This is a genomic window from Roseovarius sp. MBR-154, from assembly GCF_053628595.1.
In genome coordinates this window covers 259478-282337 of the sequence record NZ_JBRJGR010000002.1, presented here as the reverse complement: position 1 = coordinate 282337, position 22860 = coordinate 259478, and the positions used below count along the sequence as shown (strand labels likewise).

Sequence of the window (22860 nt, the reverse complement as noted above, 5' to 3'; positions counted from 1 at the left end):
GTTTGGTCGATACCGGCCATGCTTCAAGGATTTTTTCGTAAAACCGGATCAATTTTCGTAACCCCGGTCGCGATTTCGATCACATCCGCCTCAGAACCGGTCCTTTCTCGCGCGGATCTCTGCAAAGACATCGCCCGGTTCGTCCCCGACCATCCCCAGATGCGCCTGAATGGCCGGGTCGGACGCGCGCAGGAAGGGGTTGGTCGCCAGTTCCTCCTCCAGCGTCGAGGGAACCGTGGGTTTGCCCGCTGCGCGTGCCGCGTCGATCTCCTTGATCCTTGATTTAAGTCTTGGATTGTCCGGATCAACGGTCACGGCGAATTTTGCGTTGGTCTGCGTGTATTCATGCCCCGAGTATATCATGGTTTCGGGCGGAAGTGCGGCAAGTTTCGTAAGGCTTTCGTGCATTTGAGGCATAGTTCCCTCAAACACCCGGCCACAGCCCAGGGCCATCAGGCTGTCGGCGGTAAAGGCCGCGCGGCTCGCGGGGAAGTGAAAGGCGACATGCCCGACGGTGTGGCCCGAGACGTCGATCACGCGGCCCTCTTCTGCGCCGATGCGCACGGTATCTCCGTCGTTCAGCGCCACATCGAGCGGTGGCAGGCGGTGGGCGTCGGCTGCGGCCCCGGTCACGCGCGCGGGCGCGGCGGCGAGAAGCTCGGTCAGGCCCTGCACGTGATCCGCATGATGATGCGTCAACAGCACGTCCGAAAGCGTCCAGCCCTGTGCCTGCAACGCGGCGATAATCGGCCCCGCTTCGGGCACGTCCACGGCCGCCGTTGCACCCGTCTCGGGATCATGCGCGAGATAGGCGTAATTGTCCGACAGGCAGGGGATGGTAACGATTTGCAAAGTCATGGTATTTTCCCGGTAGCCAGTTGGTGCTAGGCTCCAGCTTGACCGATAACGGGATGCTCTGCAATGCATCTGGACGTGCAGGACCTTCGAAATTTCTATTACCGCAGCCCCTTGGGGCGTGCGGTGCAAAAGACGTTGCGCGCGCAGATCGCCACGTTCTGGCCCGAGGCGCATGGGCAGACCGTCGCGGGGTTCGGCTTTGCGGTGCCGTTTCTGCGTCCATATCTCGCGGATGCGCGGCGCGTGGTCGGCCTGATGCCTGCGCCGCAAGGGGTGATCGGCTGGCCGCAGGGCATGCCCAATATTTCGGTGTTGTGCGAAGAGACGATGTGGCCGATGGAAACCGGCCATGTCGACAAGCTTCTGGTCGTGCACGGGCTCGAAACTTCCGAACAGCCCGGCGCATTGCTCGAGGAATGCTGGCGCGTACTGGGGCCCGGAGGCTCGGCGCTTTTCCTGGTGCCGAACCGGGCCGGGCTTTGGTCGCGCTCGGATCGCACGCCGTTCGGCTTTGGGCGGCCTTATAGCCAGACGCAGCTTGAAAACCAATTGAAACTGCACGAATTTTTGCCCGAGCGGCATGCCACGACCCTCTATCAGCCGCCCTCGGACAAGCCGTTCTGGCGCAAGACGGCGGGGATGTGGGAGAAAGTGGGCATGCGGTTGTCGATGGTTGCGGCGGGCGGTGTTCTGATGGTCGAGGCGACCAAGCGTGTGCAGGCCCCGAGCGGGCCGGGGCTGCGTGACAAGGTGCGCAAGCCGCTTGGCGTCTTGTCCCCGCAACCCGAAGCCAAGCCGGTCTGATGCGGCTCAGCCCTTGCGGCGGATGCCGATCTTGCGCCCAATGCCCTCGGGGCGGAGCATCGCGGCATGCGCCTCTGCCATCGCCTCGACGCGGCTCCGGACATCTTCGGGCATGGGGGCCACGCGCGGCCCGTCGAGATCAATGTGCAGCGTCAGCCCCTCGCCGGTGGCCGCGAGCCAGCCATCCTCGTGATAAAGCTGCTGGAAGGAATGAAACCGCTTTTCGTCATGGTCGATCAGATGAAAGCTGCTGCGCACCCGGTCGCCCAGCTTGACCTCGCGCAGGTAGCGGATGTGGAACTCCGCGCTGAAGGTGGTTAGGTTGCGCGTGGCGACGTAGGACGGCCCGAATCCCAACTCGGCAAAGGCCTCGTCGGCGCAACGGTCGAACAGCACAGTGTAATAGCCCATGTTCAGATGCCCGTTGAAGTCGATCCAGCCTTCTTCGATCGCGTGATAGCTGGAGAGAAAGGGCTGGGGGTCGGGCATTGGAGAAACCTCTCAAAGCGATTACGCGGGCGTTTTTGCGGCATTCATGCCAGAATGGCAATGGCGGGGATGACGCGCACCGCGCGGTTTCGTGATTTGGATCTCCGCCAGCCGACCCCAAATCAAGCTGGAACGCATGTCAGGAGCTGAGCATGGTCAACATCACACGGCGACGCGGTGTCATCGCGGTGGCTGTTCTCGGTCTGGGGGCGCTGGCCGCTCTTGGGGTGCCGCGCCTTGTCGGAGGGTTCGAGGAACTGGCCACGGCCCCGGTCTATGCGCCCGAGGGCGTGGCGATCCGGGGCACCGATCCTGTGGCCTATTTCACCGAAGGTCGCGCGGTGCCCGGCACGCAGGCGCATAGCCTCGACTGGAACGGCGCGACATGGCATTTCGAAAGCGCCGAGAATCGCGCAGCCTTTGCCGAAGAGCCTGCACGCTATGCCCCGCAATATGGCGGGTTCTGTGCCTGGGCCGTGGCCGAGAAGGGCAAGCTATATTCGACGCAACCCGGCAACTGGAAGATCGTCGATGGCAAGCTCTACCTGAATTACAACGACGACATTCAGAGCCTCTGGCAAGAGGATATCCCGGGCTTTATCGCGCGTGGCGATCAACGCTGGCCGGAAATCCTGCGGGGCGGCGTGTGATCAAACCATCATTTCCTTGGTCGCGGTCAGGGTGATGTCGGGGTAATCCCGTTCCACCCGGTCGATATCCCATTGCATCCGCGTGAGGTAGACCACGTCACCGTCATTGTCATGGGCGATGTGCTGCTTGTTGGCGGCGGTGAACTTTTCGACCGCCTGCTTGTCGCCCTGCACCCAGCGGGCGGAGGTGAACTGGCTACCCTCGAAGCGGACGGGCAACCCGTATTCCAGCTCGATCCGGCTGCCCAGAACCTCGAATTGCAGCGCGCCCACGACGCCCACGATAAAGCCCGAGCCGAAGGCGGGCTTGAACACCTTGGCGGCGCCTTCCTCGGCGAATTGCATCAGCGCCTTTTCGAGATGCTTGGCCTTCATCGGATCGCCCGCGCGGGCCTGTTGCAGCAGTTCCGGCGCGAAGGAGGGGATGCCTGTCACTTTCAGGGTCTCGCCTTCGGTCAGGGTGTCGCCGATGCGCAACTGCCCGTGGTTGGGGATGCCGATGATGTCACCGGCCCAGGCCTCTTCGGCGAGTTCACGGTCGGAGGCGAGGAAGAGCACCGGGGCCGAGACCGTCATCGGTTTCTTGGAGCGCACATGGGTAAGTTTCATGCCGCGTTTGAAATGCCCCGAGGCGAGGCGGACGAAGGCCACGCGGTCGCGGTGCTTGGGGTCCATGTTGGCCTGCACCTTGAAGACAAAGCCGGTGACCGGTGTCTCCTCTGGCGCAATCGCGCGGGGGGTGGCCTTTTGCACCTGCGGTTCGGGGCCGTAGGTGCCGATGCCGTCCATCAACTCCTTGACCCCGAAGGAGTTGATCGCGGAGCCGAACCAAATGGGCGTCATATGCCCTTCAAGCACCGATTGCGGGTTGAGCTCTGGCAGCAGTTCGCGCGCCATCTCGACGTCTTCGCGGAGCTTGGCGACGAGATTGGCAGGCACGTGCTCGTCGAGTTGTGGATCGTCCAACCCATTGATCTTGATGGATTCCGCCACCTTGTTGCGGTCGGCGCGGTCCATCAGTTCGAGGCGATTGTTGAGCATATCGTAACAGCCGACGAAATCGCGGCCCTGGCCGATGGGCCAACTGGCCGGGGTCACGTCGATGGCGAGATTTTCCTGAATTTCATCAATGATATCAAACGTGTCGCGGCTCTCGCGGTCCATCTTGTTGCAGAAGGTCAGGATCGGCAGATCGCGCAGGCGGCAGACCTCGAAGAGCTTGCGGGTCTGGCTCTCGACGCCCTTGGCACCGTCGATCACCATCACGGCGGCATCGACCGCCGTCAGCGTCCGGTACGTGTCCTCGGAGAAATCCGAGTGCCCGGGCGTGTCCACCAGATTGAACCGGAAGGTCTTGAAATCAAACGACATTGCCGAGGCGGAGACGGAAATGCCCCGGTCCTTTTCCATCTGCATGAAATCCGAGCGGGTGCGCCGCGCCTCGCCCTTGGCGCGGACCTGTCCGGCCATCTGGATGGCCCCGCCGTAGAGCAGGAATTTCTCCGTCAGCGTGGTCTTGCCGGCATCGGGATGCGAGATGATGGCAAAGGTGCGCCGCCGGGCAATCTCGGCGGGCAGATCGGGGCGGTTTGTGCGGATGTCCAACATGGCTCGCCGTATAGAGGGGCGGCGTGAGGGGCGCAAGCGAGGGGTGGATCTGGGCGGTCTGTATCGCGTCGGTATTCTGTCGGTTTTGCGTCGGTGGCTTATCCGCGACCCGGAGCGGTCCTATGGGGCCCGCCCGACCCGCTCATTCGAGGCGGCGCGCCTCGTCGATCAGCATCACCGGAATGCCGTTGCGGATCGGAAAGGCCAGACCGGCGGCGCGGCTGATCAGTTCCTGCCGCTCGGCATCATAGTCGAGCGTGCGATGCGTCTGCGGGCAGATCAGCCCGTCAAGCATGCGCCGGTCAAAGGCGGGCCTGTTCTGGGCGTCGCTCATTGCATGATCCCCTCGTCATCGCCGCCGCGCAGCGTGTATTCGATCAGCGTCACCAGCGTCTCGCGCCGGGTGCTCAGGGACGGTGCCTCGAGAAGCGCCTGCTTGTCCTCGGGCTCGAAGCCGAGCAGCATCGACAGCGAATTGATCAGGAGTTCGTCCTCCGCCTCCTTGAGTGACTCCCAGTCGGTCTGCAACTCGCGCGCGCGGAAGTAGCGCGACAGCAGGTTCATGAACCGCTCGCGGTCAAAGCCCGGATCGCTGTCGGTCGGTCCCATGTCGCGCTCGAAGCCCGACCACGACACCTTGGCCCGCCGGTAGGGGGTGAAGCCCTCGACCTCCTCTATCATCCGGTAGCGGGAGAGCCCGGTGAGCGTGATCATGTAGCGCCCGTCCTCGGTTTCGGAGAACTGCGTCACGCGGCCCACGCAGCCGATGGTCTGCAGCCCGGTGCCACCATTTCGGCCCGGCACCTTGTTGGGCTGCACCATCCCGATCAGCCGTCCGGGTGTCTTGAGCGTGTCCTCGAGCATCGCCAGATAGCGCGGCTCGAACAAATGCAGCGGCAAGCGCGAGCGCGGCAGCAGGAGCGCGCCGGGCAGGGGGAAAATCGGAATGATCTCAGGCAGATCGACGTTATGTGTCATGCCGGATACCTAGCCCGCTGCAAGGCTCAGGCAAATATCATCGAGCTCAATTTTCGCCGCCCGCTGAGCAGCACCGGATCGTTGGGCTTGAGCGCCTCGAAAATGGTGAAAAGCTGCGCCTTGGCGGCCCCGTCATTCCACTCGCGATCGCGGCGGAACAGTTCCAGCAATTCGTCCACGGCCTCCTGCGCCTCGCCCTTGGCATAGAGCGCCTGCGCGAGGTCGAAGCGGGCCTGATGATCGTCCGGGTCGGCCTCCACGGCAGCACGCAACTCGCTGACAGGCCCGGCATTTTCGGCCTGCCGCGCGAGGGCAAGCTGGGCATGCGCGGCCTCGATCTCGGGTGTCTTGCTGATCTCGACCGGGGCACCGTTCAGGATCGCCTCGGCCTGACCCAGATCACCTGCCGCGATCTGCGCGCGCGCCATTCCGGCATAGGCGCGGGCGTTCTGCCCGTCCTCCTGCAGGATCGCGGCATAGGTCTGCGCGGCATCGGTCACTGCGCCCTGGTCCAGCATCTCGTCGGCGGCATCGAGCGCCTCATCGAGACCGCCACCCTCGGGCGCACCGCCTGCGGCTTCGATCACCCGGTTCACGAAGGCGTCGATCTCGGAAGGCGGCACGGCACCCTGAAAGCCGTCGATCGGCTGGCCCTGCCAGAACGCATAGACCGTGGGCAGCGACTGGATCCGCAATTGCCCCACGATCATCTGGTTTTCGTCGGCATTGACCTTGGCCATGGTCACCGCGCCGCCCGCGCGCGTCACCGCCGCCTCGAGCGCCGGGCCGAGCGTCTTGCAGGGGCCGCACCACGGCGCCCAGAAATCGACGATCACCGGCACGCGTTGCGACGCCTCGACCACCTGAACCATGAAATCGGCCTCGGACACGTCCTTGATCAGGTCGCCCGCGGCAGGTTTCGTTTGTCCTTGGCCCAGTTCCAGCATGTCTCACCATCCTTCTTCAGTGTGTTGGCCCCTATATGAGGGGCCAACGCGCGGAGTCAAAGGTCGAATTGCGCAAACACCGGCGCGTGATCCGACGGTTTCTCCCAGCCGCGCGCATCGCGCAGGATGCGGCTGCCATGGGCGGCGGCGCGGATGTCACCGCTGGCCCAGATATGATCCAGCCTGCGGCCCTTGTCGGCGGCATCCCAGTCGCGGGCGCGATACGACCACCAGCTGTAAAGCTGACCCTCGGGGATATCGGCGCGGGTCACGTCATGCCAGCCGCCGGCCTCCATCGCATTGCCCAGATGCTCGACCTCGACCGGCGTGTGGCTGACGATCTTCAAGAGCTGCTTGTGCGACCACACATCATCCTCGCGCGGGGCGATGTTGAGATCGCCCACCAGGATCGCCCTTTCGGGGCGGCTGTCGCGGAACCAGTCGCGCATCCCGGTCAGGTAATCGAGCTTCTGGCCGAATTTCTCGTTTGTCTCGCGGTCGGGAATGTCGCCGCCCGCAGGCACGTAGAAATTGTGGATGGTGACGCCGTTCTCCAGCCGCGCCGCCACGTGACGGGCATGGCCCAAAGACGCAAAATCCATGTCGCCCGCATCCTCGATCGGCAATTTCGACAGGATCGCCACGCCGTTATAGCCCTTCTGCCCGCGCGCGACCATGTGGCTGTAGCCCAGCGCCTGAAACTGCTCCAGCGGGATCTTGTCGACCGGGCTTTTGCATTCCTGAAGACACAGGATATCGGGGGCCTCGTCCCGCATCAGCCGCGCCACCAGCCCCTCGCGCAGGCGGACCGAATTGATGTTCCATGTGGCGAGGGTAAAGCTCATGCGGGATCTCCTGTCTGCGTTCGCGCGGAGCCTAAAGCGATGCGCGCCGCGTTTCCAGACGCGATTGTGCGGGCCGGGGTTCTTCTGGCCACAAATATCCCGGGGGACTCGCCGCGTGCGGCGAGGGGGGCGGCGCCCCCGAGTGACCGGCCATATAGAAAAAAGCCCCGGCGAGGTGCCGGGGCCAGTCCAACAGGGAGGTTCATGTATAACCATACATGAGGTCAATATTAGCAGACTAATCCTGATCCTCAGATAAGACTTTGATCGAAGTCAAGCGAGCGTGTCCTTTAGACCACAAGGCGATATCCGCCCGACTCTGTCACCAGCAGACGCGCATTGCCGGGATCGGGCTCGATCTTCTGGCGCAGCCGGTAGATGTGGGTTTCCAGCGTGTGGGTCGTCACCCCGGCATTATAGCCCCAGACCTCGTGCAGCAGGATGTCGCGCGGCACCACGCCCTCGGTCGAGCGGTAGAGGAACTTGAGGATGTTGGTTTCCTTCTCGGTGAGCCGCACCTTGCGCTCATCCTCGGTGATCAGCATCTTCATCGCCGGTTTGAACGTGTAGGGCCCAAGCTGGAATACCGCGTCCTCGGACTGTTCGTGCTGGCGCAGTTGCGCGCGGATGCGCGCCAGCAGCACCGGGAACTTGAACGGTTTGGTGATATAGTCATTGGCCCCCGCATCGAGCCCCAGGATGGTATCGGCGTCGCCGTCATGGCCGGTGAGCATCAAGATCGGCGACTTGACCCCCTGCTTGCGCATCAGCCGGCACAGCTCGCGCCCGTCGGTGTCGGGCAGGCCGACATCGAGAATGACGAGATCGTAGATCATGTCCTTGATCTTGTGCATCGCATCCGCGCCGGTGCCAGCCTCGAACACGTCGAAATCCTCGGTCATGACGAGCTGTTCGCTGAGCGCCTCGCGCAGATCGTCATCGTCGTCCACCAGCAGAATTTTCTTGACCTGTGCCATGTCGTTTTCCTCTTCCTTTGCCGGAACATGCGCCACAAGCGGGCCTGCGACAAGATGTGCAACACGCGCCTCACGCCCACGTGTTACCCTGCGAGCGTTTTCTTTCATTTCGTTACGAAACACCCTACATGACGGATGGACGCAACCGGAGAGACCCGCATGAGCCTTTCGCCCGACATTACCGAGATCATCGCCCGTGCCCGCTCCGACCTGCGGATGGGCGTGCCGGTGGTGCTCTGCGCGGCGGATGGTACAGCCGCCCTGGTGATGGCCGCCGAGACGCTTGACGCGCAGCGGCTGGCGGATCTGCGCGCGCTTGGGCAGGTGCCGGTGCTGGCGATCACCGCGCGCCGCGCCGCCACGCTCAAGGCGCGCGCCTATGACGGCGATCTGGCGCGGGTGGTGCTGCCGCCCGATGCGCGGCTGTCGTGGGTGCTGGCGGTGGCCGATCCGGCCGACGATCTCAAGACCCCGATGAAGGGCCCGCTGGAGACCCAACGCGGCGGCGATGCCGGGCTGCACCGGCTGGCGCTTGGCCTCGTGAAATCCGCGCGTCTGCTGCCTGCCGCGGTGGTGCTGACGCTGAGCGATGGCGCGGGCTTCGCCACGCGTCACGGGCTGACCCGCGTGCCGCTCGATCAGGCCACGCCGCAGCTGATGCGCACCAGCCCGCTGCATCCGGTGGTCAGCGCGCGCCTGCCGCTCGAGGTGTCCGAGGCGGGGCGGCTGCACATCTTTCGCCCCGAGGATGGCGGCGAGGAGCATTACGCCATCGAGATCGGCCAGCCCGACCGCGACGCGCCGGTTCTGGCCCGGCTGCATTCGGCCTGTTTCACCGGCGACCTGATGGGCAGTCTGAAATGCGATTGCGGCCCGCAGCTGCGCGGCGCGCTCACGCAGATGGGCGCGCAAGGCGCGGGCGTGCTGCTCTATCTCAATCAGGAGGGGCGCGGCATCGGCCTGGCCAACAAGATGCGCGCCTACAGCTTGCAGGATCAGGGCTTTGACACGGTCGAGGCCAATCACCGGCTGGGCTTTGAGGATGACGAGCGCGATTTCCGCATCGGTGCGCGCATCCTGACGCTGATGGGGTTTTCGGCGGTGCGACTGCTGACCAACAACCCGGCCAAGATCACGATGATGGAGCAGAACGACATCAAGGTCGTCGAACGGGTGCCGCTGAAGCTGGGCGAGAATGCCCATAACCATGCCTATCTGGCGACCAAGGCGTCGAAATCCGGGCATCTGCTCTGAGCCGCGGAACAGTCCGTGCTAGCCAAGCATGATCCCCACGACCACCATCATCAGCCCTAATATCGACAGGAATAGCGCCCCGGTGTTGAGCGGCATGACCCGCTGGATGGTGGCGCGCAACTCGGTGTCGGATTGACCGGCGCGGCGCGCCTTCCAGACGGTGAGGATGCACAAGATAAGCCCAACCAGACCGGCGAGCGACACGGCGGCTCCGAGCCAGATCACGATCTCCATGGCGGTCATTCTCCCTCGTCAGCGCAGGTTCGCCCCGCGCCTAAGCGAAACCGGCGCATCCTGCAAGAGGGGGGTGAGATGCCGCTTGCAAGCGCGCGCCCGCGCCGCTAGTCATGCGCCCTGTCCAGAGCGGAGGCACCCCCATGAACGACATGACGTCCGAGGCGAATTATCGCGTCACCGCCGATGAGCTGCGCCAGTTCATCGAACGGTTCGAGCGGTTGGAAGCCGAGAAGAAGGACATCGCCGACCAGCAGAAAGAGGTGATGGCCGAGGCGAAGGCGCGCGGCTATGACACCAAGGTCATGCGCAAGGTGATCGCCCTGCGCAAGCGCGACAAGGACGACATCGCCGAGGAAGAGGCGGTGCTGGAGATGTACAAGGAAGCGCTCGGGATGGCGTGACGGGGCGCTTGGCGCGGGCCGCTGAGTGCCCGCGCGAGCTAGCCCGCGCGCCGAATGCCCATGATCCGCGCCCGCGCCCGCGGATCGCTGTCGAACAGCGCGGCCAGCTGTTCGGTCATCGCGCCCGCCAGCTGATCGGCATCGGTGATCGTCACCGCGCGATCATAATAGCGGGTGACGTCATGGCCGATGCCGATGGCCAGCAGTTCCACCTGTTTGCGGCGTTCGACCATGGCGATCACGTCGCGCAGGTGTTTCTCAAGGTAATTGGCGGGGTTCACGCTCAGCGTGCTGTCATCGACCGGGGCCCCGTCGGAAATCACCATCAGGATCTTGCGCGCCTCCTTGCGGGCCACAATGCGCCGGTGTGCCCATTCCAGCGCCTCGCCGTCGATGTTTTCCTTCAAGAGGCCCTCTTTCATCATCAGGCCGAGATTGTCGCGCGTCCGGCGCATCGGCGCGTCGGCGGATTTGTAGACGATATGGCGCAGATCATTCAGGCGGCCCGGTAGCTGCGGGCGGCCCTCGGCCAGCCATTTCTCGCGGCTCTGCCCGCCTTTCCAGGCGCGGGTGGTGAAACCCAGCACTTCGACCTTGACCGAGCACCGCTCCAGCGTGCGCGCGAGAACATCGGCACAGATGGCGGCGATGGAGATCGGGCGCCCGCGCATCGAGCCGGAATTGTCGAGGAGCAGCGTCACCACGGTATCGCGGAACTCGGTGTCCTTTTCCACCTTGAAGCTGAGCGGCGTGGTGGGGTTGGCGACCACCCGGGCCAGACGCCCGGCATCGAGAATGCCCTCTTCGCGGTCGAATTCCCAACTGCGGCTCTGCTGCGCCTGAAGGCGGCGTTGCAGCTTGTTGGCGAGGCGCGACACCGCCCCTTTCAGCGGCTCAAGCTGCTGATCGAGATAGGCGCGCAGGCGTTCGAGCTCCACCGGGTCGGCCAGATCCTCGGCACGGATTTCCTCGTCATTCTCGGTGTTGTAGACGATGTAACTGGGGTCGGCGTCGGAAATCGGCTGCGGCGGGGGCGGCTCCAGCGGGGCCTCGCCCTCGGGCAGTTCGGTTTCCTCGTCCATCTCCTCGTCGGACATCTCGTCCATGCTGACCTGCGCCTGGGAGGCATCCTGCTGCTCGTCCTGGCTGCGCTCGGGGTCGGCCTCGGCCTCGTCCTCGTCGCTGTCATCCTGGCCGCTGCTGTCGGGCTCTTCCTGCTCTTCGCCGGTGTCCTTGGCGTCGTCCTCCTGATCGTCCTCGGCGCTGTCGGGATCCTCGCCCAACTGATCGCCATAGCCCAGATCCTCGATGATCCGGCGGGCGAACTTGGCGAAGGCGGTCTGATCGGCGAGCGTGTCTTGCAGGTTTTCCAGCGTGCCGCCCGCCTGCTCCTCGATAAAGCCGCGCCACAGGTCCATGACGTTCTGCGCGCCCGCTGGCATGTCGCGCCCGGTCGCGAGGTGGCGGATCAGGTAGCCTGCGGCGGCGGGCAGGGGGGCGTCGGCGGAATTGGTGATCTGCTCAAAGCCGAGGCGTGTGGCGTCCTGCGCGATCTTGGCGTCGATATTGGTGGCGGTGCCGGGCATCTCGCGGGCACCCACGGCCTCGCACCGCGCGGTTTCCATCGCCTCGTAGAGGTCGCGGGCCATGTCGCCGGGCGGGGCATAGCGGCTGTGCAGGGCGGCATCGTGGAACTTGTGCCGCAGCGCCAGCGCATCGGCGGTACCGCGCGCGAGCAGCACCTCCTCGCGGCTCATCCGGCGGCTGACCTGCGGCAGGCGCATGGCATCGCCTGAAATCCCCGCCGGATCGACCGAGTAGCTGACCGTCAGATCCGCGTCATCCGCCATCACCTTGGTAGCATTGGCGAGCGCCTTCTTGAACGGATCGGCGGGGTTGTCGGAGGGTTTGTTCATGGGGTGGCCGCGATTTTCTCGTTTAGCGATATGTTAACCGAAGATTTGCAATGATGTGCCCGACAGCTTATCTTTGACGAACAGGGAGACGACAGATGGCCGAGACGCCGGACAATCACACCATTGCACTCTTGCAGGAGATGCGCCGCGAAATGCGTGAGCGTTTCGACACAGTTGATGAGCGGTTCGACGCAGTTGATGAGCGTTTCGACGGTGTTGATGCGCGCATCGACGGGCTGACGCATATCCTGACCCTTATGGCGGGCCATTCCCACGATCTCGACCGGCGCGTCGAGGCCCTTGAAGAGGCTGCCAAGCCCGAGATTTGAAGCCTGCGCCCGCGTCACCTTACGCTCACATTCGCCGCACTTTCCGGCAGTTCCTCGTCAAAGCAGCGCTGGTAGAATTCCGCCACCGTCTGACGCTCCAGCTCGTCGCATTTGTTGAGGAAGGTCAGCCGGAACGCATAGCCCACATTGCGGAAGATGGTGGCGTTCTGCGCCCAGGCGATCACGGTGCGGGGGCTCATGACGGTCGAGAGTTCGCCATTCATGAAGGCGGTGCGCGACAGGTCGGCCACCGTCACCATGCGGCTGACGGTCTTGCGCCCCTCGGCGGTGTTGTAGAGCGGGTTCTTGGCCAGCACGATATTGGTCTCGGCGTCATGGCTCAGGTAGTTGAGCGTCGCGACCAGCGACCAGCGGTCCATCTGGCCCTGGTTGATCTGCTGGGTGCCGTGATAAAGTCCCGTGGTGTCGCCCAGGCCCACCGTGTTGGCGGTGGCGAAGAGGCGGAAGAACGGGTTGGGCGTGATCACCTCGTTCTGGTCGAGCAGCGTCAGCTTGCCGTCGGCCTCGAGCACGCGCTGGATCACGAACATCACATCGGCGCGGCCCGCGTCGTATTCGTCGAAGACAATCGCGGTCGGGTTACGCAGCGCCCAGGGCAGGATGCCCTCGTGAAACTCGGTCACCTGCACGCCGTCGCGCAGCTTGATCGCATCCTTGCCGATGAGGTCGATCCGGCTGATATGGCTGTCGAGGTTGACGCGCACGCAGGGCCAGTTGAGACGGGCGGCGACCTGCTCGATATGGGTCGATTTGCCGGTGCCGTGATAGCCCTGGATCATCACCCGGCGGTTGTGGGAAAACCCCGCGAGGATGGCCAGCGTGGTGTCGGGGTCGAACTTGTAGGTCGAATCGAATTCCGGCACCCGCTCCGTGCGCGCGGGGAAGCCCTTGACGATCATGTCGGTGTCGATGCCGAAGGTTTCGCGGACGGAGATTTCCTCGGTCGGTTTCGCATTGATGTCAATCGTGCCGTCAGCCATGTCGCCGGTCCTTCAATCGGGTCGTTTCCTGAGTTTCGTCGTGCAACATATCGCAGGTGAGGGCAAGGGGAAGGGGCAAGATTGGATTGGCCCTAAGGTGATGCGCGACTGGTCCTATGGCGCGGGCGCTGCGGGTGCGGATGCGAGCGGCACATCGGCGGTTGACGGGCAAGGCGCGCCTGCTCTGGTTCCGGGCGTTCCGGCACAATCGCCCGCAGGGCTTTTCAGGCGATAATGGTCTGAGCGGCAGTCGCCCTCAACCCCACGGGCCGCTGCCCGCGCCCACGCCTGCCATCTCGCGCAGCGCGCGGATGCGGTTCTCGGCGGCGGGATGGGTCGAGAACAGGCGATCGCGCGCATGGGCGTGGAGCGGATTGATGATGAACATATGCGCCGTGGCCGGGTTGCGCTCGGCGGTGTCGTTGTCGATCCGTGACGCGAGGCCGGAGATCTTTTCCAGCGCCGAGGCGAGCCAGAGCGGGTTGCCGCAGATCTCGGCCCCCACGCGGTCGGCCTCGTATTCGCGGCCCCGGCTGATCGCCATCTGCACCAGCGCCGCCCCGAGCGGAGCCAGGATCATCAGCGCCAGCGTGCCGATCAGACCAAGCGGGTTGTTGCGGTTGCCGCCGAAGAACAGCGCGAAATTGGCCAGCATCGAGATCGCGCCCGCGAAGGTGGCGGTGATCGTCATGATGGTGGTGTCGTGGTTGCGGATATGCGCCAGCTCATGCGCCATCACGGCGGCGATCTCGTTCTGGCTGAGGTTCTGCAAGAGACCGGTAGTGGCGGCGACGGCGGCATTCTCGGGGTTGCGCCCGGTGGCGAAGGCATTGGGCTGCGGGTTCTCGATCACGTAGACGGCGGGGCGTGGCATGTCGGCGCGGTCGGCCATCTCATGGACCATCCGCTCCAGCGCGCCGCCCGCCTGCCCGGAGGCAGGGCGCGCGCCATGCATCTTGAGCACCATCCGGTCGGAATTCCACCAGGTGAAGGCATTCATCGCCACGGCGATAACCAGCGCGATCACGGCACCGCCCATGCCGCCCAAAAGGGCGCCGATGCCCAGAAAGAGCGCGGTCATCGCCGCCATCAGGATGGCTGTTCGCAGGTATCCCATCGTTGCTTCCTCGGTTATACGCAGGGGCGATATGGGGGTTATTTCGGGCCGCGCAAGCGGTCGGGGGGCAGCATGATCATCTCTCGCGGACGCGGTTACATCTTTGTTCATATCCCCAAGACCGGCGGCACGGCGATGGCGCAGGCGCTCGAAAGCCGGGCCATGGCCGATGACATCCTGATCGGCGATACGCCCAAGGCGCGGCGCAGGCGGGGGCGGCTCAGGGGGGTGTCGGCGCGCGGGCGGCTCTGGAAACACGCGACGCTCGGCGATATCGACGGGTTGCTCACCCCGGCGGAGATTGCCGATGCGTTCACGTTCACGCTGGTGCGCAACCCCTGGGACCGGATGGTCAGCTATTACCACTGGCTGCGCGGGCAGCGCTTTGATCATCCGGCGGTGCGGCTGGCGGCATCGCGTGATTTCGGCGGGTTTCTGGAGGCCCGCGAGACGCAGGCAGCCTGGGCCGCGCACCCCGTCCGGCATTACATGACCACGGCGGACGGGGTGGAGCGCTGCTCTCTCTATATCCGGCTGGAACATGTCGCCGAGGATGCCGGGCCGCTCTGGGCACATCTGGGGTTTCGGCTCGATCTGCCACGGGTGAACATGTCGCAGCGCGGCGCGTATCGCGACTACTATTCCGACGACCACGCCGCCATCGTCGCGCGCGTCGCAGCCGAGGATATCGCGCGCTTTGGCTATGCGTTCTGATCGCCGCGCGGAATTTGATCAAATTTTGTTTCGCCTCTGGCCATTCGCCCGCCTGCGGATCAATGTCAGCCCCGTTGACCTGTTACGCCGGAGGACACATGCCACACGCTCCCATCCGCATCGCCATGAACGGTTTTGGCCGCATCGGCCGCACGTTGCTGCGTATCCTGATGCGCGACGGCAGCGATTTCGAACTGGTCTGCATCAACGACATCGAGCCGCTCGCCACCTGCGCCTATCTGTTTCAATATGATAGCGTTTTCGGGCCGTGGCCGGGGCAGGTGAGCACGCGGGACGGGGTGCTGATCGTGGATGGTCACAAGATCCCCTTTCACTCCGAACGCGACCTGCGGGCGCTTGATCTCTCGGGTGTCGATCTGGTGCTGGAATGCACCGGCATGGGCGGCAATCGGGCGATGGCCGAGCGCGGGATCGAGGCGGGCGCGCGCGCGGTGCTGGTGTCAGGCCCTTCGGCCGAGGCGGATGTGACCCTGGTGATGGGGGCCAATGACGATGACCTCAGGGATCAGCGGATCATCTCCAACGCGTCTTGCACCACCAACGCGCTTGCCCCGCTGGCGCGGCTGCTGGATGAGGCTTATGGCATCGTCAGCGGCCAGATGACCACGGTGCATTGCTATACCGGCAGCCAGCCGACGGTGGACAAGCCCCGCGATCGGCCCGAGCGCAGCCGCGCCGCCGCGCTCTCGATGGTGCCCACCACCACAAGCGCGCAGCATCAGACCGGGCTTGTGCTGCCTGCGCTGAAAGACCGGATCGAGGCGCGTGCGATCCGGGTGCCGACGGCGAGTGTTTCCTGTATCGACCTGACGGTGCAGACGCGCGAGGCGGTGACGCTGGAGGCGGTCAACGCGATGTTGCACAGTGCCGCGCAGACGCAAACCTGGTTGGGTTGGACCGAAGACCCGGTGGTGTCGTGCGATCTGCGCGGCCGTCCCGAGAGTCTGGTGGTCAGCGGGCCGCAAACCTCGGTCTCACAGGGCGGATTGCTGAGAGTGTTTGGCTGGTATGACAACGAGTGGGGGTTTTCCTGCCGGATGCTCGACATGGCCCGGCGGATCGCACGGCGGGGCTGAGCCCCCCGCGCGGATTTACTTGCGCAGCCTCACATCGGCAAAGCCAAGCCCGTGCAGCCGTGCGATGCCGCGCTCAAGCTGTGTCTGCGTAGCAAAAGGCCCGGCGAGCACCAGCGTCAGTTCGCGCCCGTCCCGGTTCAGGGTTCCGCGTCTTGCGGGCAGACCGGCGCGTGCGATCTTCTGCGCGGCGGCCTTGCCTTGATCCGCGTCGGCGAAGATCCCGGCCTGTGCATAGCGATGGCTGGCGGATTGCGGCGCGTCCGGGGTGGAGCGTGTCGAGACGGTGGCAGTTGGTTGGGCCTGCGCCTGCGCCGGGGTCGCGGCGCGTGCCGTGCGGCGCACGGTCTGCGGCTCGGGCGTGATGCGGCCCCGCGTTGCGACGTAAACGCCTGCCGCGCGTTGCTGCTCGAAGCTGGTATAGGGCGGTTGCAGGCCGGGATACCTGTGGATGACATCCGCGCCGGTCTGGCGGTCGATCAGGCGGCGCGGCACGGTGTTGGTCCACATCACCTCCATCTGCGCCATGCCCTCGAACGTCTGGTGCGCGCGCCTGGGGTTCAGGCGGTCATCCTCCCAGACCGGCTGCATCCCCTCGGGTACGCTGACGCCGACCAGGCTTTTCTGCTGCTCGGCGTAGACATGTGTCGGGGCGACGCGCGTGCCTGCGGGTGCTTTGCCACGCGCGACCGGCGTGCCGGGGCGCAGCACGGTGGCGGTGCCACGTCCGGAGGCGTTGCGCACATAGCTGACATGCGGCGTGCTTTGCGGCCCGCAGCGCACCGGGGAGCCGTTGTGCTGCACCATATAGGCGGCCGAGACGCCCGTCGAATTGGCGCAGGCGGTGCGGTTGGGGTCCGGCGGGGTGATCACGCGCGCCTGCCGGGTCTGCGCGGGTGCTGCGGCCTTTGGTGCGGGGGCCGGGGCAGGAATGGCCTTGGGCTCGGTCTTTGGCGCAGGAGGCGCGGTGCGCACCGCGACCGTCCGGGGCGCCGGGGCGGGTGCTGTCCGAGGCGCGGGCGGGGGGGCTGCGACCGGCGCGGTCGAGGCCGTCGCACGCGGTGTGGGTGTAGGGGCAGGCGCGGCGGGTTGTGGCGCGGCCTGCGCTGTCAAGCTTGGCTTGAAGCCGCAGAGCGGCTCGCGGCTGCGGGTCATGCGCGGCACCCATGTCACATTGCCCGCAACGCCTGCGCGCACGAAGACGCAGCCCTGGCTGTCGACATATTGCGCCCCGGCGTAGGAACTCGGCGGGAATTCCGCCGGAATCGGCGCGTCGCGCAATGATTGGGCCGATGCCGGACCGGCGATAAGCGCGGCACAGGCGCAGGCGGTCAGGGAAAACTTCTTCACGGACATGCACCCCCCAAGGTTCAATTTGCCGGAGGGTGCCTTATTTTTGCCGTCTAGTAAACAGTTATTAGCTTATTTTGTGCCGAACATCCGATCACCCGCATCCCCTAGTCCCGGCAGGATATATCCCTTGTCGTTCAGACGCTCGTCGAGGGCGGCGGTCGTGATTGGCACATCGGGATGCGCCTCGGCCATGCGCGCAACCCCTTCGGGCGCGGCGAGCAGGCACAGAAAGCGGATATCGCGCCCGCCTTTCGCCTTGAGCATCGACACCGCCGCCGCCGAGGAATTGCCGGTTGCAAGCATCGGGTCGACAACGATGGTGTGACGATTTTCCAGCCCGGCGGGCAGCTTGGCGTAATATTCGACCGGCTTGAGCGTCGCCTCGTCGCGATAGAGCCCGATGAAGCCGACCCGCGCCGAGGGGATCAGGTCGAGCATGCCGTCGAGCAGGCCGTTGCCCGCGCGCAGGATCGAGACCAGCGCCAGTTTCGGTCCGGCGAGCACCGGCGCGTCCATTTCGACCATCGGGGTCTCGATGCGCTCGGTCGTGAGCGCCAGATCGCGGGTGACCTCATAGGCCAGAAGCTGGCTGATCTCGCGCAGCAACTGGCGGAAATGGGCGGTCGGGGTATGCGACTTGCGCATCAGCGTGAGCTTGTGCTGCACGAGCGGGTGGGTGACGATGGACAGGTGATCGGTCATGCAGGACACTCCGGGTTGCGAGGGCATGGGCCTTGTTTTCCAGAAAATGCCGGGCAGGGCAACGCCGGGATTGCGGCAGGCCGCGCAGCGGTGCAAGCTGCCCTTGCAAGATCGAGGTTGCGTGATATGGATCACACAAGGTAGTTTAGCGTTAAACTAATTTCACCGCAGGGAGGGTGGCCATGATCGAAAATCAGAAAGATGCCCCGCGTCAGGCGGCGCTCGATTATCACGAGTTCCCCAAGCCCGGAAAGCTGGAGATCCGCGCGACCAAGCCGATGGCCAATGGCCGCGATCTGGCGCGTGCCTATTCCCCCGGTGTCGCCGAGGCCTGCCTCGAGATCAAGGCCGACCCGAAAAATGCGAGCCGCTACACCGCACGCGGTAACCTTGTGGCGGTGGTGACCAATGGCACCGCCGTGCTGGGTCTGGGCAATATCGGCGCGCTCGCGTCCAAGCCGGTGATGGAGGGCAAGGCGGTTCTGTTCAAGAAATTTGCCAATATCGACTGTTTCGATATCGAGCTGGACGAGACCGACCCCGAGAAGCTGGCCGACATCGTCTGTGCCCTTGGTCCCACCTTTGGTGCAATCAATCTGGAGGACATCAAGGCCCCGGATTGTTTTATCGTTGAACGAATTTGCCGCGAGCGGATGGATATCCCGGTCTTTCACGACGATCAGCACGGCACCGCGATTGTCGTGGGGGCGGCGGCAGTGAATGCGCTGCATGTCGCGGGCAAGCGGTTCGAGGATATCAAGGTCGCCTCGGCGGGCGGCGGGGCGGCGGGCATCGCCTGCCTGAACATGCTGGTGAAACTTGGTGTCAAGCGCGAGAATATCTGGCTGTGCGACATTCACGGGCTGGTCCATGAGGGCCGTGCCGAGGACATGAACCCCGAAAAGGCGGCTTTCGCGCAGGCAAGCGAGTTGCGCAAGCTTGATGAGGTGATCGCGGGGGCCGATCTGTTTCTCGGGCTGTCCGGTCCGGATATCGTCACGCCAGAGATGGTGCGCGGCATGGCCAAGCGGCCGATCGTCTTTGCCCTGGCCAATCCCAATCCCGAGATTATGCCGGATGCCGCGCGCGCAGCGGTGCCGGATGCGATCATCGCCACGGGACGGTCCGATTTTCCCAATCAGGTCAACAACGTGCTGTGCTTTCCGTTCATCTTCCGCGGGGCGCTCGATGTGGGCGCGACCGAGATCAACGACGCGATGCAGGTGGCCTGCGTGCAGGGCATCGCCGAACTGGCCCGCGCCTCGACCAGCGCCGAGGCGGCAGCGGCCTATCGCGGCGAGCAGATGACCTTCGGGGCCGATTACCTCATTCCCAAGCCGTTCGATCCGCGCCTGTCGGGCATCGTCTCGTCGGCGGTGGCGCGGGCCGCGATGGAGACCGGTGTGGCGGCGCGCCCGATTGCCGATCTGGAGCAGTACAAGGCAGATCTGGATGCCAGCGTGTTCAAGTCGGCGCTGCTCATGCGCCCGGTCTTCGAGGCGGCGCGCACCGCCGCGCGGCGCATCGTCTTTGCCGAGGGCGAGGATGAGCGCGTGCTGCGCGCCGCACAGGCGATCCTTGAGGAAACCACCGAGCAGCCGATCCTGATCGGCCGCCCCGAGGTGATCGCGCGGCGCTGCGAACGGGCGGGGCTGACGATCCGGCCCGAGCGCGACTTCAACATCGTGAACCCGCAGGACGACCCGCGCTATCGCGACTATTGGGAGACCTATCACAGCATCATGGCGCGGCGCGGGGTGACCCCCGATCTGGCCCGCGCGATCATGCGCACCAACACCACCGCCATCGGCGCGGTCATGGTGCATCGCGATGAGGCCGATTGCCTGATCTGCGGCACTTTCGGCGAATTCCGCTGGCACATGAACTATATCAATCAGGTTCTGGGCGATGACGCGCATCATCCGCATGGCGCGCTGAGCATGATGATCCTCGAGGATGGGCCGCTCTTCATCGCCGACACGCATGTGCGGGTGCGGCCCGATCCTGCCGATCTGGCCGAGACGGCGATTGGCGCCGCGCGCCATGTGCGCCGCTTCGGGATCACACCCAAGGTGGCGCTGTGTTCGCAATCGCAATTCGGCAACCAGCAGGACGAGGGGGCCAAGCGTCTGCGCGCGGCCCTTGCCCTGCTTGACGAGGCACCGCGCGATTTCACCTATGAGGGCGAGATGAATATCGACGCAGCCCTCGACCCGGAATTGCGCGAACGTCTCTTGCCCGGCAACCGGATGGAGGGGGCGGCGAATGTGCTGGTCTTTGCCTATGCCGACGCGGCGTCGGGCGTGCGCAACATCCTCAAGATGAAATCCGGCGGGCTGGAAGTGGGGCCGATCCTGATGGGGATGGGCAACCGGGCGCATATCGTGACGCCGTCGATCACCCCGCGCGGGCTGCTGAACATGGCGGCCATCGCGGGCACGCCGGTGGCGCATTACGGGTAGAATCGCGGATTTGCAGGAATTTGTTTGCAGATTTGCAAATCTGTGAGGTGCATCCCGTGAAATGAACATATCAGGGTGGTTTGCAAAAATTTGCAGGCTGTCTCCCTCACTTTCTGCAAAATTTCTGCGGCCTTGTGTCCCGCCGCGATCCATGACGCTTGCCCGATGAGAGGGTGAACCGTAACACATGTGCAACGGATCGGAGGAGGATACGATGGGATACAATGAGGTTTACACCCGCTCTCTGGCGGACCCCGAAGGCTTCTGGATGGAAGAGGCCGACAAGATCGACTGGGTGAAGAAACCCTCCAAGGCGCTGTTTGACGACTCCGCGCCGATTTACGAATGGTTTTCCGACGGGCTGGTGAATACCTGCTGGAACGCGGTGGATCGCCATGTCGAGGCCGGGCGCGGTGCGCAGGCGGCGATCATCCATGACAGCCCGGTGACCGGCACCAAGCACAAGATCAGCTATGCGCAGCTGCGCAGCCGGGTGGCGCGTCTGGCGGGGGCGCTGCGCGCCAAGGGCGTGGAAAAGGGCGACCGCGTCATCATCTACATGCCGATGGTGCCCGAGGCGCTGGAGGCGATGCTCGCCTGTGCGCGGATCGGCGCGGTGCATTCGGTGGTCTTTGGCGGGTTCGCTGCGCATGAATTGGCGGTGCGGATCGACGATTGCGCGCCCAAATGCATCATCGCCGCCTCCTGCGGGATCGAGCCGGGGCGGGTGGTGCATTACAAGCCGCTTCTGGACGGGGCCATCGAGCAGGCCGCGCACAAGCCCGATTTCTGCGTGATTTTCCAGCGCGAGGAGGAAGTGGCCAAGCTCATCGCGGGGCGCGACCATGACTGGCATGCGTTCCAATACGGGGTCGAGCCTGCCGAGTGTGTGCCGGTCGAGGGCAACCATCCGGCCTATATCCTGTATACCTCCGGCACTACCGGCGCGCCAAAGGGCGTGGTGCGCCCGACTGCGGGGCATCTGGTCGCGCTCAACTGGACGATGAAGAACATCTACAATGTCGATCCGGGCGAGGTGTTCTGGGCTGCGTCGGATGTGGGTTGGGTCGTGGGTCACAGCTATATCTGCTACGGGCCGCTGATTCACGGCAACACCACCATCGTGTTCGAGGGCAAGCCCGTCGGCACGCCCGATGCGGGTACCTTCTGGCGGGTGATTTCGGAGCACAAGGTCAAGAGTTTCTTTACCGCCCCCACGGCCTTGCGCGCGATCAAGCGCGATGACCCGGAGGCGAAGGAACTGGCGAACTATGACATTTCCTGCCTGCGTGCGCTTTATCTGGCGGGCGAACGCGCCGATCCCGACACGATCAACTGGGCCGCCGACAAGATGGGCGTGCCGGTCTATGACCACTGGTGGCAGACCGAGACCGGCTGGACCATCGCCGGCAACCCGACGGGGATCGAGGTGTTGCCGGTCAAGGTCGGCTCGCCCACCGTGGCGATGCCCGGCTATGACGTGCAGATCCTCGATGAGGGCGGGCACGAGGTGCCGCCCGGAACGCTTGGGGCCATCGCCGTCAAGCTGCCGCTGCCGCCGGGCACGCTGCCGACGCTGTGGAATGCCGAGGATCGCTATCGCAAGTCCTATCTCACGACCTTTCCCGGCTATTATGAGACCGGCGATGCGGGGATGAAGGACGAGGACGGCTATCTGTGGATCATGGCGCGCACCGATGACGTGATCAACGTCGCCGGTCACCGCCTGAGCACCGGCGCGATGGAGGAGGTTCTGGCGAGCCATCCGGACGTCGCCGAATGCGCGGTGATCGGGGTCAGCGACACGCTCAAGGGGCAGGCCCCGGTGGGCTTTGTCTGCCTGACCAAGGGCGTGAACCGCGCCCATTCCGAAGTGACCGCCGAATGCGTCAGGCTGGTGCGCGATCAGATCGGGCCGGTGGCGGCGTTCAAGCTGGCGGTGGTGGTGGACCGGCTGCCCAAGACCCGCTCGGGCAAGATCCTGCGCGCGATCATGGTCAGGATCGCCGACAGTCAGGACTACAAGATGCCCGCGACCATCGACGATCCGGCCATTCTGGACGAGATCAGGACCGCGTTGCAGGGCATCGGACTGGCAAAATAAGCGACGCGCGCCGGAACTGA

General features: G+C 64.7%; 23 protein-coding genes. 9 read left to right on the top strand and 14 right to left on the bottom strand.

Annotation, left to right across the window (positions count from 1 at the left end; genetic code table 11):
* Positions 1–90 precede the first annotated feature (90 nt).
* Positions 91–858 carry a hydroxyacylglutathione hydrolase gene (gene gloB, locus ACSSV4_RS04625; RefSeq protein ID WP_454273788.1) on the bottom strand — a complete coding sequence of 256 codons (768 nt, stop codon included), beginning with the start codon at positions 856–858 and terminating at the stop codon, positions 91–93.
* A 63-nt stretch (positions 859–921) separates the two neighbouring features.
* On the opposite strand from gloB, the gene ACSSV4_RS04620 reads away from it, so the two are divergent.
* Positions 922–1662, top strand: a complete 741-nt coding sequence (locus ACSSV4_RS04620) for a methyltransferase domain-containing protein (protein WP_454273787.1) — start codon at positions 922–924, stop codon at positions 1660–1662.
* A 6-nt stretch (positions 1663–1668) separates the two neighbouring features.
* Here ACSSV4_RS04620 and ACSSV4_RS04615 read toward each other — a convergent pair whose 3' ends face one another.
* Positions 1669–2151: a thioesterase family protein gene (locus ACSSV4_RS04615; protein ID WP_454273786.1), complete on the bottom strand. Its 483-nt coding sequence runs from the start codon at positions 2149–2151 to the stop codon at positions 1669–1671.
* Between the two features lie 152 nt (positions 2152–2303).
* Between ACSSV4_RS04615 and ACSSV4_RS04610 the strand changes: the two genes are divergently transcribed.
* The gene (locus ACSSV4_RS04610) at positions 2304–2801 is read left to right on the top strand and encodes a YHS domain-containing (seleno)protein (RefSeq protein WP_454273784.1); all 498 of its coding nucleotides are present in this window, start codon (positions 2304–2306) and stop codon (positions 2799–2801) included.
* Here the strand turns inward: ACSSV4_RS04610 and ACSSV4_RS04605 are convergent, their stop codons facing one another.
* From ACSSV4_RS04605 to ACSSV4_RS04580, 6 genes are all read right to left on the bottom strand, one after another.
* Positions 2802–4409, bottom strand: a complete 1608-nt coding sequence (locus tag ACSSV4_RS04605; RefSeq protein WP_454273783.1) for a peptide chain release factor 3 — start codon at positions 4407–4409, stop codon at positions 2802–2804.
* Positions 4410–4551: 142 nt separating this feature from the next.
* Entirely contained in the window at positions 4552–4743 is a 192-nt protein-coding gene (locus ACSSV4_RS04600; protein ID WP_454273781.1) for a Trm112 family protein, read from the bottom strand.
* Positions 4740–5387 carry an LON peptidase substrate-binding domain-containing protein gene (locus ACSSV4_RS04595; protein ID WP_454273780.1) on the bottom strand — a complete coding sequence of 216 codons (648 nt, stop codon included), beginning with the start codon at positions 5385–5387 and terminating at the stop codon, positions 4740–4742. The genes ACSSV4_RS04600 and ACSSV4_RS04595 overlap by 4 nt, the downstream gene beginning before the upstream one ends.
* 26 nt (positions 5388–5413) lie before the next feature.
* The gene (locus ACSSV4_RS04590; RefSeq protein ID WP_454273778.1) at positions 5414–6334 is read right to left on the bottom strand and encodes a tetratricopeptide repeat protein; all 921 of its coding nucleotides are present in this window, start codon (positions 6332–6334) and stop codon (positions 5414–5416) included.
* Positions 6335–6390: 56 nt separating this feature from the next.
* Positions 6391–7179: an exodeoxyribonuclease III gene (locus tag ACSSV4_RS04585; protein WP_454273777.1), complete on the bottom strand. Its 789-nt coding sequence runs from the start codon at positions 7177–7179 to the stop codon at positions 6391–6393.
* Positions 7180–7469: 290 nt separating this feature from the next.
* The gene (locus ACSSV4_RS04580) at positions 7470–8156 is read right to left on the bottom strand and encodes a response regulator transcription factor (RefSeq protein ID WP_454273776.1); all 687 of its coding nucleotides are present in this window, start codon (positions 8154–8156) and stop codon (positions 7470–7472) included.
* 159 nt (positions 8157–8315) lie between these two features.
* Between ACSSV4_RS04580 and ribA the strand changes: the two genes are divergently transcribed.
* On the top strand, positions 8316–9410 hold the full coding sequence (ribA, locus tag ACSSV4_RS04575) for a GTP cyclohydrolase II (RefSeq protein ID WP_454273775.1): 1095 nt from the start codon (positions 8316–8318) through the stop codon (positions 9408–9410).
* 18 nt (positions 9411–9428) lie between these two features.
* Here ribA and ACSSV4_RS04570 read toward each other — a convergent pair whose 3' ends face one another.
* A complete protein-coding gene (locus tag ACSSV4_RS04570) occupies positions 9429–9644 on the bottom strand; it encodes a hypothetical protein (protein WP_454273881.1) in 216 nt (71 codons plus the stop codon).
* Positions 9645–9787: 143 nt separating this feature from the next.
* Here ACSSV4_RS04570 and ACSSV4_RS04565 point away from each other — a divergent pair, with 143 nt between their 5' ends.
* Complete coding sequence (locus ACSSV4_RS04565) at positions 9788–10048, top strand: DUF2312 domain-containing protein (RefSeq protein WP_454273773.1); 261 nt, start codon at positions 9788–9790, stop codon at positions 10046–10048.
* A 38-nt stretch (positions 10049–10086) separates the two neighbouring features.
* Here the strand turns inward: ACSSV4_RS04565 and cobT are convergent, their stop codons facing one another.
* Positions 10087–11964 carry a cobaltochelatase subunit CobT gene (gene cobT, locus ACSSV4_RS04560; RefSeq protein ID WP_454273772.1) on the bottom strand — a complete coding sequence of 626 codons (1878 nt, stop codon included), beginning with the start codon at positions 11962–11964 and terminating at the stop codon, positions 10087–10089.
* Positions 11965–12059: 95 nt separating this feature from the next.
* Between cobT and ACSSV4_RS04555 the strand changes: the two genes are divergently transcribed.
* Positions 12060–12293 (top strand): hypothetical protein, encoded by a 234-nt coding sequence (locus tag ACSSV4_RS04555; RefSeq protein WP_454273770.1) that lies wholly within the window; start codon positions 12060–12062, stop codon positions 12291–12293.
* Positions 12294–12307: 14 nt separating this feature from the next.
* Here ACSSV4_RS04555 and cobS read toward each other — a convergent pair whose 3' ends face one another.
* Positions 12308–13294, bottom strand: a complete 987-nt coding sequence (cobS, locus tag ACSSV4_RS04550) for a cobaltochelatase subunit CobS (protein WP_454273768.1) — start codon at positions 13292–13294, stop codon at positions 12308–12310.
* A 256-nt stretch (positions 13295–13550) separates the two neighbouring features.
* Positions 13551–14411 (bottom strand): zinc metalloprotease HtpX, encoded by an 861-nt coding sequence (gene htpX, locus ACSSV4_RS04545; RefSeq protein WP_454273766.1) that lies wholly within the window; start codon positions 14409–14411, stop codon positions 13551–13553.
* Between the two features lie 72 nt (positions 14412–14483).
* Here htpX and ACSSV4_RS04540 point away from each other — a divergent pair, with 72 nt between their 5' ends.
* A complete protein-coding gene (locus ACSSV4_RS04540; RefSeq protein WP_454273765.1) occupies positions 14484–15125 on the top strand; it encodes a sulfotransferase family 2 domain-containing protein in 642 nt (213 codons plus the stop codon).
* Positions 15126–15223: 98 nt separating this feature from the next.
* Positions 15224–16222, top strand: a complete 999-nt coding sequence (locus ACSSV4_RS04535; protein ID WP_454273763.1) for a type I glyceraldehyde-3-phosphate dehydrogenase — start codon at positions 15224–15226, stop codon at positions 16220–16222.
* Between the two features lie 15 nt (positions 16223–16237).
* Here ACSSV4_RS04535 and ACSSV4_RS04530 read toward each other — a convergent pair whose 3' ends face one another.
* Both ACSSV4_RS04530 and upp read right to left on the bottom strand, forming a co-directional pair.
* Entirely contained in the window at positions 16238–17569 is a 1332-nt protein-coding gene (locus ACSSV4_RS04530) for an SPOR domain-containing protein (protein ID WP_454273762.1), read from the bottom strand.
* Between the two features lie 72 nt (positions 17570–17641).
* Positions 17642–18274: a uracil phosphoribosyltransferase gene (gene upp, locus ACSSV4_RS04525; protein ID WP_454273761.1), complete on the bottom strand. Its 633-nt coding sequence runs from the start codon at positions 18272–18274 to the stop codon at positions 17642–17644.
* Between the two features lie 182 nt (positions 18275–18456).
* On the opposite strand from upp, the gene ACSSV4_RS04520 reads away from it, so the two are divergent.
* Complete coding sequence (locus tag ACSSV4_RS04520; protein WP_454273760.1) at positions 18457–20736, top strand: NADP-dependent malic enzyme; 2280 nt, start codon at positions 18457–18459, stop codon at positions 20734–20736.
* Between the two features lie 214 nt (positions 20737–20950).
* Entirely contained in the window at positions 20951–22840 is a 1890-nt protein-coding gene (gene prpE, locus ACSSV4_RS04515) for a propionate-CoA ligase PrpE (protein WP_454273758.1), read from the top strand.
* Positions 22841–22860 lie beyond the last annotated feature (20 nt).

Bases quoted from the DNA above. Each gene is read 5' to 3' on its own strand.
- gloB (WP_454273788.1), bottom strand. From the start codon at position 858: ATGACTTTGCAAATCGTTACCATCCCCTGCCTGTCGGACAATTACGCC.
- ACSSV4_RS04620 (WP_454273787.1), top strand. From the start codon at position 922: ATGCATCTGGACGTGCAGGACCTTCGAAATTTCTATTACCGCAGCCCC.
- ACSSV4_RS04615 (WP_454273786.1), bottom strand. From the start codon at position 2,151: ATGCCCGACCCCCAGCCCTTTCTCTCCAGCTATCACGCGATCGAAGAA.
- ACSSV4_RS04610 (WP_454273784.1), top strand. From the start codon at position 2,304: ATGGTCAACATCACACGGCGACGCGGTGTCATCGCGGTGGCTGTTCTC.
- ACSSV4_RS04605 (WP_454273783.1), bottom strand. From the start codon at position 4,409: ATGTTGGACATCCGCACAAACCGCCCCGATCTGCCCGCCGAGATTGCC.
- ACSSV4_RS04600 (WP_454273781.1), bottom strand. From the start codon at position 4,743: ATGAGCGACGCCCAGAACAGGCCCGCCTTTGACCGGCGCATGCTTGAC.
- ACSSV4_RS04595 (WP_454273780.1), bottom strand. From the start codon at position 5,387: ATGACACATAACGTCGATCTGCCTGAGATCATTCCGATTTTCCCCCTG.
- ACSSV4_RS04590 (WP_454273778.1), bottom strand. From the start codon at position 6,334: ATGCTGGAACTGGGCCAAGGACAAACGAAACCTGCCGCGGGCGACCTG.
- ACSSV4_RS04585 (WP_454273777.1), bottom strand. From the start codon at position 7,179: ATGAGCTTTACCCTCGCCACATGGAACATCAATTCGGTCCGCCTGCGC.
- ACSSV4_RS04580 (WP_454273776.1), bottom strand. From the start codon at position 8,156: ATGGCACAGGTCAAGAAAATTCTGCTGGTGGACGACGATGACGATCTG.
- ribA (WP_454273775.1), top strand. From the start codon at position 8,316: ATGAGCCTTTCGCCCGACATTACCGAGATCATCGCCCGTGCCCGCTCC.
- ACSSV4_RS04570 (WP_454273881.1), bottom strand. From the start codon at position 9,644: ATGGAGATCGTGATCTGGCTCGGAGCCGCCGTGTCGCTCGCCGGTCTG.
- ACSSV4_RS04565 (WP_454273773.1), top strand. From the start codon at position 9,788: ATGAACGACATGACGTCCGAGGCGAATTATCGCGTCACCGCCGATGAG.
- cobT (WP_454273772.1), bottom strand. From the start codon at position 11,964: ATGAACAAACCCTCCGACAACCCCGCCGATCCGTTCAAGAAGGCGCTC.
- ACSSV4_RS04555 (WP_454273770.1), top strand. From the start codon at position 12,060: ATGGCCGAGACGCCGGACAATCACACCATTGCACTCTTGCAGGAGATG.
- cobS (WP_454273768.1), bottom strand. From the start codon at position 13,294: ATGGCTGACGGCACGATTGACATCAATGCGAAACCGACCGAGGAAATC.
- htpX (WP_454273766.1), bottom strand. From the start codon at position 14,411: ATGGGATACCTGCGAACAGCCATCCTGATGGCGGCGATGACCGCGCTC.
- ACSSV4_RS04540 (WP_454273765.1), top strand. From the start codon at position 14,484: ATGATCATCTCTCGCGGACGCGGTTACATCTTTGTTCATATCCCCAAG.
- ACSSV4_RS04535 (WP_454273763.1), top strand. From the start codon at position 15,224: ATGCCACACGCTCCCATCCGCATCGCCATGAACGGTTTTGGCCGCATC.
- upp (WP_454273761.1), bottom strand. From the start codon at position 18,274: ATGACCGATCACCTGTCCATCGTCACCCACCCGCTCGTGCAGCACAAG.
- ACSSV4_RS04520 (WP_454273760.1), top strand. From the start codon at position 18,457: ATGATCGAAAATCAGAAAGATGCCCCGCGTCAGGCGGCGCTCGATTAT.
- prpE (WP_454273758.1), top strand. From the start codon at position 20,951: ATGGGATACAATGAGGTTTACACCCGCTCTCTGGCGGACCCCGAAGGC.